At 75.8% G+C, this 15,018-nt stretch carries 15 protein-coding genes, 1 pseudogene and 1 riboswitch; of the genes and pseudogenes, 3 read left to right on the top strand and 13 right to left on the bottom strand.

Annotated features, from left to right (window positions below; genetic code table 11):
- Positions 1-50: 50 nt before the first annotated feature.
- Genes KJS59_RS11160 through KJS59_RS11150 form a run of 3 tightly spaced genes read right to left on the bottom strand, consistent with a single transcriptional unit; the run spans position 51 to position 1,364 of the window.
- Positions 51-347 carry a hypothetical protein gene (locus tag KJS59_RS11160; RefSeq protein WP_213452764.1) on the bottom strand — a complete coding sequence of 99 codons (297 nt, stop codon included), beginning with the start codon at positions 345-347 and terminating at the stop codon, positions 51-53.
- Positions 337-603, bottom strand: coding sequence for a hypothetical protein (locus tag KJS59_RS11155; protein ID WP_213452763.1), 267 nt, complete (start codon positions 601-603; stop codon positions 337-339). Before KJS59_RS11155 ends, KJS59_RS11160 begins: the two co-directional genes overlap by 11 nt.
- 59 nt (positions 604-662) lie before the next feature.
- Positions 663-1,364: a class I SAM-dependent methyltransferase gene (locus KJS59_RS11150; protein WP_213452762.1), complete on the bottom strand. Its 702-nt coding sequence runs from the start codon at positions 1,362-1,364 to the stop codon at positions 663-665.
- A gap of 212 nt (positions 1,365-1,576) precedes the next feature.
- On the opposite strand from KJS59_RS11150, the gene KJS59_RS11145 reads away from it, so the two are divergent.
- Entirely contained in the window at positions 1,577-3,382 is a 1,806-nt protein-coding gene (locus KJS59_RS11145; protein WP_213452761.1) for a hypothetical protein, read from the top strand.
- Between the two features lie 43 nt (positions 3,383-3,425).
- Here KJS59_RS11145 and thiC read toward each other — a convergent pair whose 3' ends face one another.
- From thiC to thiE, 7 genes are all read right to left on the bottom strand, one after another.
- Complete coding sequence (gene thiC / locus KJS59_RS11140; RefSeq protein WP_213452760.1) at positions 3,426-4,997, bottom strand: phosphomethylpyrimidine synthase ThiC; 1,572 nt, start codon at positions 4,995-4,997, stop codon at positions 3,426-3,428.
- Positions 4,998-5,002: 5 nt separating this feature from the next.
- Positions 5,003-5,797 carry a bifunctional hydroxymethylpyrimidine kinase/phosphomethylpyrimidine kinase gene (gene thiD, locus KJS59_RS11135; protein ID WP_213452759.1) on the bottom strand — a complete coding sequence of 265 codons (795 nt, stop codon included), beginning with the start codon at positions 5,795-5,797 and terminating at the stop codon, positions 5,003-5,005.
- Positions 5,794-6,450 (bottom strand): thiamine phosphate synthase, encoded by a 657-nt coding sequence (locus tag KJS59_RS11130; RefSeq protein ID WP_213452758.1) that lies wholly within the window; start codon positions 6,448-6,450, stop codon positions 5,794-5,796. Before KJS59_RS11130 ends, thiD begins: the two co-directional genes overlap by 4 nt.
- Positions 6,451-6,494: 44 nt before the next feature.
- The gene (locus KJS59_RS11125) at positions 6,495-7,265 is read right to left on the bottom strand and encodes a thiazole synthase (RefSeq protein WP_213452757.1); all 771 of its coding nucleotides are present in this window, start codon (positions 7,263-7,265) and stop codon (positions 6,495-6,497) included.
- A 1-nt stretch (position 7,266) separates the two neighbouring features.
- The gene (thiS, locus tag KJS59_RS11120) at positions 7,267-7,473 is read right to left on the bottom strand and encodes a sulfur carrier protein ThiS (protein ID WP_213452756.1); all 207 of its coding nucleotides are present in this window, start codon (positions 7,471-7,473) and stop codon (positions 7,267-7,269) included.
- Entirely contained in the window at positions 7,470-8,543 is a 1,074-nt protein-coding gene (gene thiO / locus KJS59_RS11115; protein WP_213452755.1) for a glycine oxidase ThiO, read from the bottom strand. Before thiO ends, thiS begins: the two co-directional genes overlap by 4 nt.
- On the bottom strand, positions 8,540-9,184 hold the full coding sequence (gene thiE / locus KJS59_RS11110; protein ID WP_213452754.1) for a thiamine phosphate synthase: 645 nt from the start codon (positions 9,182-9,184) through the stop codon (positions 8,540-8,542). Before thiE ends, thiO begins: the two co-directional genes overlap by 4 nt.
- A riboswitch (TPP riboswitch) is annotated at positions 9,175-9,284 on the bottom strand. Its footprint overlaps the gene before it by 10 nt.
- Positions 9,285-9,414: 130 nt before the next feature.
- On the opposite strand from thiE, the gene KJS59_RS11105 reads away from it, so the two are divergent.
- Complete coding sequence (locus tag KJS59_RS11105; RefSeq protein ID WP_213452753.1) at positions 9,415-10,092, top strand: DedA family protein; 678 nt, start codon at positions 9,415-9,417, stop codon at positions 10,090-10,092.
- On the opposite strand, the gene KJS59_RS11100 is transcribed toward KJS59_RS11105, so the two are convergent.
- The 3 genes from KJS59_RS11100 to KJS59_RS11090 form a co-directional block, all read right to left on the bottom strand.
- Entirely contained in the window at positions 10,022-11,071 is a 1,050-nt protein-coding gene (locus KJS59_RS11100; RefSeq protein WP_213452752.1) for an aspartate-semialdehyde dehydrogenase, read from the bottom strand. The two genes, KJS59_RS11105 and KJS59_RS11100, sit on opposite strands and share 71 nt — an antisense overlap.
- 179 nt (positions 11,072-11,250) lie before the next feature.
- On the bottom strand, positions 11,251-12,930 hold the full coding sequence (locus tag KJS59_RS11095; RefSeq protein ID WP_213452751.1) for an ABC-F family ATP-binding cassette domain-containing protein: 1,680 nt from the start codon (positions 12,928-12,930) through the stop codon (positions 11,251-11,253).
- A gap of 45 nt (positions 12,931-12,975) precedes the next feature.
- Complete coding sequence (locus tag KJS59_RS11090; RefSeq protein WP_213452750.1) at positions 12,976-13,578, bottom strand: class I SAM-dependent methyltransferase; 603 nt, start codon at positions 13,576-13,578, stop codon at positions 12,976-12,978.
- An 89-nt stretch (positions 13,579-13,667) separates the two neighbouring features.
- On the opposite strand from KJS59_RS11090, the pseudogene KJS59_RS11085 reads away from it, so the two are divergent.
- A pseudogene (locus tag KJS59_RS11085) lies at positions 13,668-15,018 on the top strand (hypothetical protein); the annotation flags it as partial.

Here is a 15,018-nt window from a genome sequence, read left to right as displayed (position 1 = left end):
CAACAGCAGACAACGATACTCGCCCGCCGGGGCGGCGGCAAAACGGGGTCTCAGCCGAGATCCTGGATGATCCGCAGGGCCCGCGAGACCTTGACCATGGTGGTGGAGTCGACCACGTCCACGCACTCGGTGAACCACTTCTTCATCGGTGAGGAGAGCCGGTCCGGCATGATCACGTAGTCGCCCATCGGCACGGCCAGCGGCGAATCCCGCAGCAACTGCTCGTCCACGACCTCGGCGACCACGGCGATCGGCACGGCGGTGCCGTTGTAGACGTCCGATGAGATGATCAGGCCGAGCCGTTCGCGGGCGCCCTCGATGCGCCAGACCTCGCCCCTACGCAGCACCGTGCTCCCCGAACATGGCCCGGTGCACCATCGCCGCCTCCCGCTCGTCGGCGAGCGCGTCGGCCTCCAGGTCCAGGTTCGCGTGGGCGGCCGCCCGGCGGACCGCGTCGGCGTGCGCGCCGAACAGTTCGCGCAGCGCCTTCTCCCGGGCCGCGCGGTCCATCCACGCGGACAGGGAGAGCCCCTCCCGGCGGGCAAACCTGCGCGCCTCCGCGATCGTCTCGTCCGAGAAGGAGAGCGTCACCTTGGCGGTCATGCCGCCAACCATACCGACGGTATGACTGATCGTCATTCCGCCGGGGGTGGTACCGGCCCTCATGCCGACGGGTTGGTGCCGGTGAAGACGGCGAACCGCCACGCCTTGAACACGGTGTCGACCTCGGCGTACCCGAGGTCGCGCAGCCAGTCGCACTGCGCCCGCACGGGCGCGGGGCGGTCGTGGGACATCCGCTCCCGGGCGGCCGCGATCTCCGCGGCGTCGGAGCCGCGCGCGCCGATCTGCGCGAGCCAGACCTCGTGGTACCGCCGGTCCAGCGCCGGGGTCGGCCCGGCCACCTGCTCGGCGTTCACGAACACCCCGCCGGGTACCAGCGCCTCGCGCACCCGGCGGTACAGATCCCGCTTGCCGGCGTCGTCGAGGTGGTGGATCGCCAGGGCGGAGACGACCGCGTCGTACGGGCCGGGCGGCAGCGGGTCGCAGAGGTCGGCGACGTGGATCTCGTGGTCGATCCCGCGGGCGCTCAGGTGGCCGACGGCGACCGCCAGCATGGCCGGGGCGCCGTCCAGCAGGGTGACGCGCGCGCCCGGTACCGCTGTGCCCACCAGGACGGAGACGAGCCCGGTACCCGCGCCGAGGTCCAGCACCCGCGGCGTGCGCCCCGCCGCGGCGGCCGCGCGCAGCGGCGGGACCGCGAGGTCGACCGCCGTGCCGTAGAAGTCGTCGAAGCACGGCACCAGGCGCCGCCGGGCCTGGTCGTACGTGCCGGCGGCGGCGTCGAACACGCCCGGCGCGGTCATCGCGACCTCCTAGATTTTGAGACAGAATTCCCGGATCCTGAGCAGCCTACGCCGCCGTCGCCACCCGGGCCAGAGTGACGCCGGCAGTTCCGCCAGGGTCACGCTCAGCACTGGGCAGGCTCAGCACTGGGCAGGCTCAGCGCCGGGATCGGCCTTAGGGGACTCTTAAGCAATCTGGCCTTCGCCCGGGGCCGGGCCGTAACCTGCCCCGCATGGCTAAACGCAGCCCGTCCGGGCCGCCCCGGTCGACCCTGCCGGCCTGGGGCAGCGCGCTGCTCACCGCGCTGGGTGCGGCGGCCCTCGCCGGCGCCGGCCAACTGGGCGTCGCCTACGGGCTGGGGATCGTCCAACTCGCGCGGCAGTTCGAGGCGTCCGCGCCGGACGAGTGGAACTCCCAACTCACCTGGATCGCCTGGATCACCATGGTCGCCGCGCTCATCGGCGGGTACGCCGCGCGGCGGGTCGCCACGGGCCGGGGACTGACCGCGGGCTCCGGTCTACGGATCGCGCTCGCGGCCGCGGCGGGCGTGGGTTCCGCGGTGGTCGCGCCGCTCACCATGCTGCCGGCGCGCGGCGCGCAGCTGTACGCCACCATCGACCCGGTCCTGGTCACCGGCATCACGGCGCTGTGCGGCGCCGCCGCCGGCACGATGTTCGTCGCGTTGACGCTCGGCAAGGCCGGGGCCCGGTTGGGTGCCGGCCTGGTCACCGGGGCCACCTGGCTGCTCGCGCTGGCCTCCACGGCGCCCTCGCTCGGCCCCGGCGACCCGCTGCCGCACATCCGTCTCGGCGTCCTCGACGCCGCCGGCATCCCCGCCGGTACCACCCAGCGGCTCGCGCTCGTCGGCATCCCGGTGATCGCCCTGCTCACGGGGGTGGCGGTCGGCGCGGCGGCCCGCGCCCGGGGTCGAAGCGCCACCGCGGGCGCGCTCACCGGGCTGGCCGGCCCGGTGCTGCTCGCGCTCGCGTACGTGATCGCCGGGCCGGGCGGCGGCGGCGCGAAGACCCAGGCCGCGCCGTACTGGGGAGCCCTGATCGGGGTCGCCGCCGGCGTGCTGGGCTCGATCCTGCCCGCCGTCCTGCGCCGGGCCGATGCCACCCCGGAACCGTCGACCGCAACCTCCTCCTCGACCCCCGTGGCCTCCTCAGTGGACGGTGAAGCGGCGCCGGCCGAGCCCGCCGACTCAAGCGGGTCCGGGCGCGGGACGGCGGACGCGCCCTCGACCGGCGACCTCCCTGGCCGGGTTTCGCTCGGCGCGGCGCTGGCCGCGAGCGCGTCGCCGACCCACCCGACCGCGCCCATAGTGGACACTCCCGGCGACCGGTGGTCCGGTCTCACCGACACGTTCGCCGGTCACCCGGCCACCCCCGGCGACGCACGCGGCCCGGGCAGCGCGAGCGGCCCGTCGTTCGAGTGGTCGCCGCAGTCGGGCACGGCCGCCGCGCCCGCGCCGGCACCCACCTCCCCGGCGGCCTCCCGGTCGGCCCAGGATCCGAAGGCCCAGGGCCGGCGGGCCAAGGCTCGGCATGCCCAGACCCCGTCGACCCAGACCCCGAAGGCCCAAACCCCGAAGGCCCAGACCCCGAAGGCCCAGACCCCGAAGGCCCAGACCCCGCCAGCCCAGACCCCGCCCGCTCCGGCTCCGCAGGCCCAGACCTCGCCCGCTCGGGCTCCGCAGGCCACGGCTCAGCCGCCCGTAACGCCACCGGCCGCACGTTCCGCCACCCGGACGGCCGCACGGTCCGAGACCCCGGCGGCTGGCTCGCGGCCCGAGGCATCGCGGTCGGAGGCCGCGCGGTCCGGCGCGCAGGCGTCGGGGTCCGGCGCGCAGGCGTCGCAGTCGGCCGGGCCGGCGTCGCAGTCGGCCGGGCCGGCCGAGGAGCCGAAGCGGCGACGGGGCCGCGACGGCGCCGCGAAGCCGCCGAAGAAGCAGCCCAAGCCCGCCACCGCCGGGGGCAAGGCCCACGCCCGGGACGAGGAGTACGTGGACTGGGTCAGCGGACTCGGCAACAAATAGGCCCTCGACCGGCCAAACCCCGACCGGCCAAACCCCGCCGCCGCTACGCCAGCGGCAGGTAGACCTGGCCACCGGCGGCGAGGAACTCGGCCGACTTCTCGCCCATGCCGCGCTCGGCGTACTCCCGCAGGTCCTGGCTGATCTTCATCGAGCAGAACTTGGGGCCGCACATCGAGCAGAAGTGCGCGGTCTTGGCGGGCGCCGCGGGCAGGGTCTCGTCGTGGTAGGCGCGCGCCGTCTCCGGGTCCAGGGCCAGGGCGAACTGGTCCGCCCAGCGGAACTCGAACCGGGCCCTGGACAGCGCGTCGTCCCACGCCTGGGCGCCCGGGTGCCCCTTGGCCAGGTCCGCCGCGTGCGCCGCGATCTTGTACGCGACCACGCCGGCCTTCACGTCGTCCCGGTCCGGCAGGCCGAGGTGCTCCTTCGGGGTGACGTAGCAGAGCATCGCGGTGCCGTGCATGGCGATCATCGCGGCGCCGATCGCCGAGGTGATGTGGTCGTAGGCGGGGGCGATGTCGGTGGTCAGCGGGCCGAGGGTGTAGAACGGCGCCCCGTCGCACCACTCCTGCTGAAGGTCCACGTTCTCCTTGATCTTGTGCATCGGCACGTGGCCGGGGCCCTCGACCATCACCTGCGCGCCCCGCTCCCGGGCGATCCGGGTCAGTTCGCCGAGCGTGCGCAACTCCGCGAACTGGGCCTCGTCGTTGGCGTCCGCGATGGAGCCGGGACGCAGGCCGTCGCCGAGCGAGAACGTCACGTCGTACCGGGCGAGGATCTCGGCCAGTTCGGCGAAGTTCGTGTAGAGGAAGTTCTCCTCGTGGTGCGCCAGACACCAGGCGGCCATGATCGAGCCGCCCCGGGAGACGATCCCGGTGACCCGGCGCACCGCCATCGGCACGTACCGCAGGAGCACGCCGGCGTGCACGGTCATGTAGTCGACCCCCTGCTCCGCCTGGTCGATGACGGTGTCCCGGTACACCGGCCAGGACAGCTTCACCGGGTCGCCGCCGACCCGCTCCAGGGCCTCGTAGATCGGCACGGTCCCGACCGGTACCGGGGAGTTGCGGATGACCGCCTCGCGGGTCTCGGCGATCCGCTTGCCGGTGGACAGGTCCATCACGGTGTCGGCGCCCCAGCGGGTGGCCCAGGTGAGCTTCTCCACCTCCTCGGCGACTGAGGAGGAGACGGCGGAGGTGCCGATGTTCGCGTTCACCTTCACCAGGAAGCGCTGGCCGATCACCATCGGCTCCGACTCCGGATGGTTGACGTTCGCCGGCAGCACGGCCCGGCCGGCGGCCACCTCGTCGCGGACCAGGTCGGGCGCCACGCCCTCGCGGATGGCGGCGAACTCCATCTCCGCGGTGATGATCCCGGCGCGGGCGTAGGCGAGCTGGGTGGGCCGGTGCCCGGCCAGCGGGGTGCCGGCGCCGCGGGCGGGCGCGACGTCGCCGCGGGCGGCGATCCACTCGCCCCGGCGGGGTGGCAGGCCGGCGGCCGGGTCGCCGCCGGGGCCGGACGTGTCGTACAGCCGTACCGGCGGCTGCCCCCCGGACAGCTCCACCTCGGCGAACGGCACCCTCAGGTCGGAGACGTAGACCTTGCGTCGCACAGCCACTCCTCTCAGGTCATCCCGCCGGACCAGCCGAAGTGGTCCAGCGGGCCGTTGCCGGCGCCGAGCTTCCAGTCGGCCGCGCCGGTGATCGCCCGGGTGACGTACTCCTTCGCGTAGTCGATCGCGGCGAGGGCGGGATCGCCGAGGGCCAGTCGCACGGCGACCGCTGCCGAGAACGAGCAGCCGGAGCCGTGGGCGTTGCGGGTGCGCACCCGGGGTGCGCGCAGGAACCGGGCGCCCTGGTCGGCCCAGACGGCGTCCACGGACTCCTCGCCGGGCAGGTCGCCGCCGGTCACCACCACGTACTTGGGGCCGTTGGAGGCCAGTTGCGCGGCGGCGCCGGCCATGTCGGTCGGGGTGTCGATGCGCCAGCCGACCAGCGCCGACGCCTCGTCCACATTGGGTGTCGCGACGAGCGCCAGCGGGAGCAGCCGCTCGACGGCGCTGGTCACACCGAGCCGGCTGCCGGTCGTGGCGGTGAGGACCGGGTCCACGACGAGGTTGGGCAGGGCGCCCGCGCGGGCCTTGGCGGCCACCACGCCGGCCACCTCGGCGCTGCCCAGCATCCCGACCTTGGTCGCGGCCGGGGGCAGATCCTCCAGGACCGCGGCCAACTGGGTGCCGACGACGTTGCCCGGAAGCTGGTAGACGTCCAGTATGTCGCGGGTGTTCTGCGCGGTCACGGCCGTGATGACCGAGGCCCCGTACGCGCGCAGCGCGGCAAACACCTTCAGGTCCGCCTGGACCCCGGCGCCGCCACCCGAGTCGGAGCCCGCGATCGTCAATACCACCGGTGGTGTCATGCGTCCTCCCTGTCTCTGGCTACAGCCGTAGCAGGCGCGGTACGGCGCACGACGGACTTTGTCACACCGGCCGCCGGCACACCGGCCGCCGAGACAAGGGCCGCCACCAGACCCGCGGGATCGGCCGCCCGCATGACGGCGCCCATCACCGCCACCCCGGCGGCGCCCGCCGCGCGGCAGGCCGCCACCTCGTCGGCGGTGGTGATGCCGCCCAGCGCCAGGACGGGCCCCGGCGCGGCCGCTACCAGCGTGCGGAGCCCGGCGGTACCCAGCGGCGGCCCGTACCCGGGTTTGGCGGCGGTCGGGAACACCGGCGAGAGGGTCGCGAAGTCCTCGGTGGTGAGCCGGCCCAGTTCGGCGGTGCCGTGGCAGGAGCGGCCGACCAGTCCCAGCCGCGGCGGCGGGTACGGGCCGGCGGCGGGCAGGTGGATCGCGTCGCCGTCCAGCGGGTCCGGCCCGGCGACGATCAGCCGGCCGCCCGCCGCCGCGAGCAGGGCACGCAGCCGCCCGGCCAGGGCCAGCCGCCGCGGGCGGGGCAGGTCGCGCTCGCGGAGCAGCACGTGCCGCGCCCCGCCGTCGATCGCCGCGCGGACCACGTCCTCAACCGGACGGCGGGCGGACCGCCGGTCGGTGAGCAGGAGAAACCGCGGCACCCCGGCGTCGTCCGCCCGGTCGCGCCCCGGTGCGCCGCCCGCCGTCACAGCAGCGCCCGCCCCTCGTCCGGAGTGGACGCGAGCGCGTGCGAGCGGCGGGGTATCCGGCCCGCGCGGGCGGCGAGCCGGCCGGCGATCACGGCGTGCCGCATCGCCTCCGCCATCCGGGCCGGCTCCGCTGCGCGGGTCACCGCGGTCGCCAGCATGACCCCGTCGCAGCCCAGCTCCATCGCCAGCGCGGCGTCCGACGCGGTGCCCACGCCCGCGTCCAGGATGACCGGTACGGCGACCGCCTGCTGGATGAGTCCGATGTGGTGCGGGTTGAGGATGCCGAGCCCGGAGCCGATCGGGGCGCCCGCCGGCATGACCGCCGCGCAGCCGGCGTGCGCCAGGCGGCGGGCCAGAGCGGGGTCGTCGCTGCTGTAGGGCAGCACCGTGAAGCCGTCGGCGACCAGGCGCTCCGCCGCGCGGACCAGTTCGACCCCGTCCGGCAGCAGGGTGCGCTCGTCGCCGATCACCTCCAGCTTGACCCACGAGGTGCCGAACGCCTCCCGCGCCAGGTGCGCCGTGCGGATCGCCTCGGCCGCCGTGAAGCAGCCCGCCGTGTTCGGCAGCAGCCGCAGCCCCCGCCGTGCCAGCAGGTCCAGCAGGCCGCCCGGGGTTCCCTCGGTACCGACCCGGCGCAGCGCGACGGTCACCATCTCGGCGCCGGACGCGTCGATCGCCGCCGCCAACGCGTGCAGGCTCGCGGCGCCGCCCGTCCCGAGAATGAGCCGGCTGCCGAAGGACTCCCCCGCGATGACCAGTCGGTCCATCTCAGCCACCCTGCGCGGCGGTCAGCACCTCGACCCGGTCGCCGGGCGACAGGCCGGTGGTGGACCAGGCGGAACGCGGCACCACCTCGCCGTTGACCGCCACCGCGACGCCGCGCCGGGCCGGGTCGGCGAGCACCCTGCCGACCGCGTCGGTCACGCGGGCACCCTCGTCCACCGTGGCCCGGACCCCGTTGATCGTGATGGTCATCCTCGCACCGCCTCCGCGAACCGGTCGGGCGTGAACGGCGATGGCGCCGCGCCGCCCTCGATCAGGTCGACGACCAGGTCGGCCGTGACCGGGGTGAGCACGATCCCGTGCCGGTGGTGCCCGGCGGCCACGATCACGCCGGGGCGCCCGGGCAGCGGGCCGATGACCGGCGCGTTGTCCGGTGTGCCGGGCCGGTGCCCCACGCCGGTCTCCACCAGCGCGTACTCCGCCAGGTCCGGGACCAGGTCGGTGGCGGCGCGCAGCAGGTCCCGAACCGCGCCGGCGGTCACCTGGGCGTCCGCGCGCTCCTCCTCGGTGGCGCCGACCACCACCTCGCCGCCGCGCCGGGGTACCAGGTAGACGCTGGACCCGTCGGCGTGCCCGCGGATCACGTGCCGGAACCCGGGCTCGCCGCCCGGCGCCGCCAGCCGGAGCACCTGCCCCTTGACCGGCCGGATCGGCAGCCCCGTCAGCGCGGCGGTACCGCAGCCCGCGGCGACCACGACCGTCTCGGAATCCACGGTGGACAGATCGGTGACCGCGCCGGCCCGGATCGTCACGCCCGCCGCTACGGCCGCCCGGCGCAGGGCCGGTACCAGCCGGCGCGGGTCCACCTGGTGGTCCGTCGGCGCGTGGGCGCCACCGCGCACCCCCGGGGCGAGCAGCGGTTCGCGCTCCCGCAGCGCGCTGCCGACCAGCGGCTCGATCGGCAGCCCCAGGCCCGCCTGGTACCCCCGCAGCCGGTCGACGGCGGCCAGGTCGTCCGCGGTGAGGGCGACGACGAGGGTGCCCTCGGCGCGGTACCCGACATCCACGCCCGCCGCCTCGCCGAGTTCCGCCGCGAAGGCGGGCCACCGGGCGGCGGAGTCGACGAGCAGCGCGGTCAGCTCCCGCTCGCCGAAGTACGACTCGGAGACCGGCGACAGCATCCCGGCCGCGACCGACGAGGCGCCGGAGCCGGGCGCCGGATCCAGCACGGTCACCCGCCGGCCACGCTGGACGCAGCGCCAGGCGACGGCCAGGCCGATCGGTCCGGCACCGACGATCGCGACGTCGCCCCGCCCGGTCATGCCGGCCCCGCCCCGGCCGCGGCGGGCTCGGGCGATGGCGGCGGGAGGGCGGCGAGCAGCGCCACCGCGGCGCGGCCCGGATCGGCGGCGGCGGACACCGCGCCGACCACGGCCACCCCGTACGCGCCGGCCGCCAGCAGGTCACCGACCCGGCCTGCGGTCACCCCGCCGATCGCGATCACGGGTACCGCCGGGACCGCGGCGGCCACCGCGGCCACCCCCGCCGGCCCCAACGGCGCCGGCAGGCCGGTCTTGGTCGAGGTGGGGTAGGCCGGACCCACCCCGAGGTACGTGGCGCCGGCCGCGACCGCCGCGCGGGCCGCCGCGGGGGTACGCGCGGTGGCGCCGAGCACCGCGGCCGGGCCGAGCAGCCGGCGGGCCACCTCGACCGGCAGGTCCTCGGCGCCGACGTGCACCCCGTCCGCGCCGGCCGCCAGGGCCACGTCCACCCGGTCGTTGACCAGGCAGGTGGCGCCGTGCCGGCGGCACAGGTCGAGGATCCGGCGGGTCAGCCCGTACGCCTCCCGGTCGGTCGTGCCGTCGTCCACCCGCACCTGCACCACCGGCGTACCGGCGGAGAGGGCGGCGCGCACGACGGGCAGCGCGTCGGTGACGAGGTGCAGACGCCCCAGAGCGGGCATGGCGACTCCTCCCTGCGCCGGCATTACCCGGATCAGGTTCGACGGTCGGGGGCAGCAGCCCCCCTCTCAGCCCGGTCCCCGGGCTCCCGTGGTTGCGTCAGTCACCGTACGGCTACCCGCCGTCCATCGTCAACCGCTGATCAAGGTCCGGACGGCACCCTTTCGGGGGGTTAGCGGGATGGTGGACCGGACCCGCCCGGTCGACGCTGAAGATCTCGGGGGGTGATGGCGTGATCACCGGAGTGGCGGAGCCCGTCCTGCGGACGCTGGCCGAACTGGACCCGCCGGTGCTCGCGGCCGCGGCCGGCGGCATGGCGGCACTGGAGGCGACGGCCCTGCTCGGCCTGGTCCTCCCCGGCGACCTGGTCGTGCTGCTGGCCGCCACGACGGCGGCCACGACCGGCGGCCGCCACCTGGCCCTGGTACTGCTGGCGGCGGCGGTCGGCACCTGGCTCGGCGAGTTGGGCGGCTACGCGATCGGCCGGGCGGCCGGCGAGCGGCTACGCACGGGCCGGCTCGGGCGCCGGGTCGGTGACCGGCACTGGGCCACGGCCGAGCGGTACCTGCACGGGCGGGGTGCCCGGGCGCTCGTGCCGGCCCGGTTCGTGGCCGTGGTGCACGCGGTGGCGCCGCTGGTCGCCGGCACGGTCCGAATGCCCGCACGCCGGTTCGCCCTCTGGTCCGGCGTGGGCGCCGCCGTGTGGGCCTGCTGCTACACGGCGGCCGGCGCCGCGGCCGGGCAGGCCTACCGGCAGTACGGCGACCTGGGGCTGGTCACCTCCGCGGGGGTGCTGGCGGCGACGGCGGCCGCGCTGGCGGTCCGCCGTCGCCGCCGCCTCACTCGTCGTCCGGCTCGCCCGCCCCGGTCAGCTCTGCCGCCACCAGCTCGGCGAGCTGGACGGCGTTGAGCGCCGCGCCCTTGCGCAGGTTGTCGTTCGAGCAGAAGAACGCCAGGCCGTTCTCCACGGTCTCGTCCCGGCGGATGCGGCCGACGTAGGTCGGGTCCTGCCCGGCCGCCTGCAGCGGCGTGGGCACGTCCGACAGCGCCACGCCCGGCGCCTCGGCGAGCAGTTCGCGGGCCCGCTCCACGGTGACCGGGCGGGCGAAGCGGGCGTTGATCTGCAGCGAGTGGCCGGTGAACACGGGCACCCGCACGCAGGTACCGGAGACCTTCAACTGCGGAATGCCCAGGATCTTGCGGCTCTCGTGCCGGAGCTTCTGCTCCTCGTCGGTCTCGTACGAGCCGTCGTCGACGATCGAGCCGGCCAGCGGCAGCACGTTGAACGCGATCGGCCGGGCGAACTTGTGATGCGGCGGGAACTCCACCGCCGACCCGTCGAAGGCCAGCTCACGGGCCCGGTCCACCACCTTGCGGGCCTGGTCGTCCAGCTCCGCCACCCCGGACAGCCCGGCCCCGGAAACCGCCTGGTACGTGGCGGTCACCATGCTGACCAGCCCGGCCTCGACGTGTAGCGGCCTGAGGACCGGCATGGCCGCCATCGTGGTGCAGTTGGGGTTGGCGACGATCCCGCGCGGTCGGTGCGCCAGCGCGCCGGGGTTGACCTCGGCCACCACCAGCGGCACGTCCGGGTCCATCCGCCACGCGGACGAGTTGTCGATCACCACGGCGCCGGACGCGGCGACCCGCGGCGCGAGCTGCTTGGCGGTCTGCTTGCCGGCGGAGAACAGCACGATGTCCAGCCGGGAGAAATCGGCCGTGGCCGCGTCCTCCACCGTGACCGGCGCACCCTGCCAGTCGATCGTCCGGCCGGCCGACCGGGCCGACGCGAACAGCCGCAACCGCTCCACCGGGAATCCCCGCTCCGCGAGCACGCGGAGTGTGACGCCGCCGACCTGGCCGGTGGCGCCAACGATGCCGATCCTCATGCAGGCGAGGCTACCGACCACCCGGCCCGGGCCGGAGTCCAATTCCCAACTGATGAGTACGTTGTTTCGCAGGCGTTACGGAAGGGAACACGCGGGCCGGGCGACACCCGCCCACGACGTCACCCGCGTTGGCGTAGGCGGGCAGGCCCAGCGGGTGAACCGGCCGGAAACCGACCCGGTCAGCGGACGTCCCACACCGGCTCGGGGGTCTCGACCACCTCGCCGTCGCCCCGGAACAGCACGAACCGGTCGAAGGAGCGGGTGAACCACCGGTCGTGGGTGACCGCCAGCACCGTGCCCTCGAACCCCTTCAGCCCCTCCTCGAGCGCCTCCGCCGAGGCCAGGTCCAGGTTGTCGGTCGGCTCGTCGAGCAGCAGCAGGGTCGCCCCGGACAGCTCCAGCAGCAGGACCAGGAAGCGCGCCTGCTGCCCGCCGGAGAGCGTGCCGAACCGCTGGTCGCCCTGGCCGGCCAGTTCGTACCGGTTGAGCGCCTTCATCGCGCCGGCCCGGTCCAGCCCGCTGCGGTGCTCGTCGCCCCGCCAGAGGATCTCCACCAGCGCGCGGTCCCGCAGGTCCGGCCGGTCGTGGGTCTGCGAGAAGTGGCCCGGCCGGACCCGGGCGCCGAGCCGCGCCACGCCGTCGTGCGCCACCGGGGCCAGCCGCAGGCCGCTGTCCACCGGCAGGCTCGCCGGGTCGGGGTCGGTGCCGCCCCGCGCCATCAGCCGCAGGAAGTGCGACTTGCCGGTGCCGTTGGCGCCGAGCACGGCCACCCGGTCCCCGTACCAGATCTCCAGGTCGAACGGGTAGGTCAGGCCGTCAAGTTCCAGCCCCTCGCAGATCACCGCGCGCTTGCCGGTGCGGCCGCCGCGCAGCCGCATCTTGATCTCCTGGTCGCGGGGCGGCAGCGGCGGCGGCCCGGCCTCCTCGAACTTGCGCAGCCGGGTCAGCGCGGCCTGGTACCGCGAGGCCATGTCCGAGTTGTACGCCGCCTTCTGCTTGTACATCAGCATCTGCTGGCGCAGCTTCTCGCGCTCCTCGTCCCAGCGCCGCCGGTTCTCCTCCAGCCGCTCGTGCCGGGCCACCCGCGCCTCGTGCCACGAGGCGAAACCACCCGGGTGGACCCACGCCGAACCGCCCTCCACGGCCACCACCCGATCGGCGGTGCGGGCCAGCAGTTCCCGGTCGTGGGAGACGTACAGCACGGACTTACGGGACTCCCGCAGCCGGCTCTCCAGCCAGCGCTTCGCCGGCACGTCCAGGAAGTTGTCCGGCTCGTCGAGCAGCAGCACCTCGTCCGGGCCCTGGAGCAGCAACTCCAGCGCGAACCGCTTCTGCTGGCCGCCCGAGAGGGTGCGCACCGGCCGGTCCCGGGTCTTCTCCCAGGGCAGCTCCAGCACCAGCGTGGACACCGTGTCGAACTGCACCTCGGCGTCGTACCCGCCGGCCTCGCCCCAGGCGGTCAGCGCGTCCGCGTACGCGATCTGCGCCTTGTGCGCGGCGGCGGACTGCGAACCGTAGCCCTCGGCGGCGTGCAGCGCCGCCTCCGCCCTGGCCAGCCGATCCCCGGCCGCGCGCAGCCGGGGCGGTGCGAGCGACAGCGCCAGGCCGGTGAGCGTGGTCTCGTCGCCGATCATGCCGATGAACTGCCGCATCACGCCCAGCCCACCGGAGCGCGCGATCGCACCCTCGGGCGTCGGCGCGTCGCCGGCCACCATCCGCAGGAGCGTGGTCTTGCCGGCGCCGTTCGGACCCACCAGCGCCACCTTGGCGCCCTCGCCGACCCGGAACGACACGTCGCCGAACAGCCGGCGTCCGTCCGGCAGCGTGAACCCGACCCCGGCGACGTCTACGTAACCCACGGGCACCATGCTCCCCGACCTCCGGGGGCGCCGTCGCCGGGTTTTTCAGCCGCTCTCGCGGCCCACCCGCAGGATCCGGTAGCCCTTCTGGCTGGCGTGCCGGGCGACGCTCCACCCGGCGTCGGTCAGCCACCGCTGGAGCGAGTCGCCGCCGAGGTGCCGGGCGACCACCAGCCAGGCGACCCCGCCGGGCGCGAGGCGCGGCAGCCACCGGCCGAGCAGGTCGTGCAGGTCCGCCTTGCCGACCCGGATCGGCGGATTGCTCCAGATCTGGGAAAACGTCACTTCTTCCGGTACCTCGTCCGGCCGGGCGGCCCGGACGCGCCGTCCGGCCGCGTTCTCCCGCACCAGCTCCAGCGCCCGGGTGTTGACGTCGACCGCGTAGACGGTCGCGCTGGGCGCCCGGTCCGCCAGTACCACCGCGATGGGGCCGTATCCACAGCCCAGGTCCAGCAGCGTCCCCGCCTCGTCCGGGGCCGGCTGCGCCACTTTCCGTAACAGCACCGCGGTCCCCGGATCGAGCCGGTCGCCGGAGAACACGCCGGCCGCAGCGGCCAGCCGATATTCTCTACCGTCGATACTGAACCCGATCTCCCGGCGGCGTTCCGGTGCCCCCGGTACCGCGGTGAAGTAGTGCTCCCCGGTCACCCACCGCATTCTGCCCGGGATCGCGGGAGTCCATTTTGGCGGGGGCGAGGATGTGGGGCGGGGGCCGGTAGTCGGTTACCCTGTGCGACATGGCGTACGGCCAGGAATCCGGTCCGGGCGGGTGGAATCCCCCGCCCCGGCGCGAGCCCGCACCTCGCCGCGCCGGGGCTGACGCCATCACCGACCAGGCGGACGACGACGTGCGCCGCGCCGAATCGGCCACCCGCGCGAAGCCGTGGAACGGCTTCGCCACCGCCAACCAACCGATCATCCGCCCCACCGGAGGGCCCGACTACCCGCCCGAGCCCGGCCCGGCCCGCGACCCCGGCCCGGCCGGCAGTGGGCGGCACAGCCGGCTGGGGCAGGCGCCGCCGGCCGGGCGGCACTCCACCGAGGTGGGATACGCGCCGGGCGGGGTGAGCGCCGCCCCCCACCCGTACGAGAGCCCGCCGCGACCCGCCGCCACTCCCCCGCCATCGGCCGCTCCCCGGCCGGGCACCTCGCCCCGATCGGCCCTGCCGCCGGCCGCGCCCCCACCCGGCACCTCGCCCGGATTCGCCCCGCCACCGGCCGCGCCCCCACCCGGCGCCTCGCCCCGATCCGCCGCGGCGCCGCGTCGGCCGGCCGCGGAGCGCTATGCCCCACCGCCCAGTAGCCGCCCCGCCAGCCCAGCGTCACCGCCCTACGACCCGCCCGCGGCGGGTCGTAGGCGCGCCCGGGGTCCCGCGCCCGCGCCGGCGTCCGATGCCTCCCCGTACGGCAACGGCCACGGTCCGGCGTCCACCAGCGGCTTCGGCCCCGAGCCCACCGACGCGATGCCGGGTCGCCCTGACGGGCCCGCGGGTCGGGCCGGCGCGACGGGTTCCCGTACCGCCACCCCGCCGCCGGGCCGGTACGGCGACCAGGCGACCCCACCGCCCACGGGTCACCCCGGTGGCGCCCGCTTCGCCGGGCAGGTGTCCGGCGGTGTGGGGCGCACCGGTCCCGTGTCCGCGCCGCCGCCCGAGGGTTCGCTAGCGCCCCCGACGGCGCCCGGGCGGCCCGGCGGGGGTGCACCGGCCGCCCCCCGGCGCCTGAGCGAGCCCGCCCGGCCGCCTTACGAGATCCACGACCTGCGCGACTCCGCCCGGCCCCCGCTCGGCCCCGCCAACGGTCGCCACAGCGGCCACGACCACGGCGCCCATGACGCCGCCCACGAACCGGGCGCCGCCGCCATGCGCCCACTCCGCCGCGAGCCTGGCCCGGGTGCCGGTGCGCCGGGTGGCCGGCGCGCCCGCCGGCCCAACGGCTCCGACCCCGAACCGGGGGTCCCCGCGCCGCACCCGCCGCGCCGCGACCCGGGGGCCGGCCCGGCATCGCTCGCGACCCCGGACGGCCGCCACGGCACCCACGACTTCGAGCCGGGGACGGCGGCCCCGCGCCGACCGAACGGCGCCGGCC

This window comes from Rhizomonospora bruguierae, from assembly GCF_018397995.1.
Lineage (GTDB): Bacteria > Actinomycetota > Actinomycetes > Mycobacteriales > Micromonosporaceae > Rhizomonospora > Rhizomonospora bruguierae.
This window is presented reverse-complemented; position numbering and strand designations above follow the sequence as displayed.

What these genes read in the sequence shown, in the direction of transcription:
- thiD (WP_213452759.1), bottom strand. Translation starts at nt 5,797, where the DNA reads ATGACACCACCGGTGGTATTGACGATCGCGGGCTCCGACTCGGGTGGC.
- KJS59_RS11125 (WP_213452757.1), bottom strand. Translation starts at nt 7,265, where the DNA reads ATGGACCGACTGGTCATCGCGGGGGAGTCCTTCGGCAGCCGGCTCATT.
- KJS59_RS11145 (WP_213452761.1), top strand. Translation starts at nt 1,577, where the DNA reads ATGGCTAAACGCAGCCCGTCCGGGCCGCCCCGGTCGACCCTGCCGGCC.
- KJS59_RS11100 (WP_213452752.1), bottom strand. Translation starts at nt 11,071, where the DNA reads ATGAGGATCGGCATCGTTGGCGCCACCGGCCAGGTCGGCGGCGTCACA.
- KJS59_RS11155 (WP_213452763.1), bottom strand. Translation starts at nt 603, where the DNA reads ATGACCGCCAAGGTGACGCTCTCCTTCTCGGACGAGACGATCGCGGAG.
- KJS59_RS11150 (WP_213452762.1), bottom strand. Translation starts at nt 1,364, where the DNA reads ATGACCGCGCCGGGCGTGTTCGACGCCGCCGCCGGCACGTACGACCAG.
- thiS (WP_213452756.1), bottom strand. Translation starts at nt 7,473, where the DNA reads ATGACCATCACGATCAACGGGGTCCGGGCCACGGTGGACGAGGGTGCC.
- thiE (WP_213452754.1), bottom strand. Translation starts at nt 9,184, where the DNA reads ATGCCCGCTCTGGGGCGTCTGCACCTCGTCACCGACGCGCTGCCCGTC.
- thiO (WP_213452755.1), bottom strand. Translation starts at nt 8,543, where the DNA reads ATGACCGGGCGGGGCGACGTCGCGATCGTCGGTGCCGGACCGATCGGC.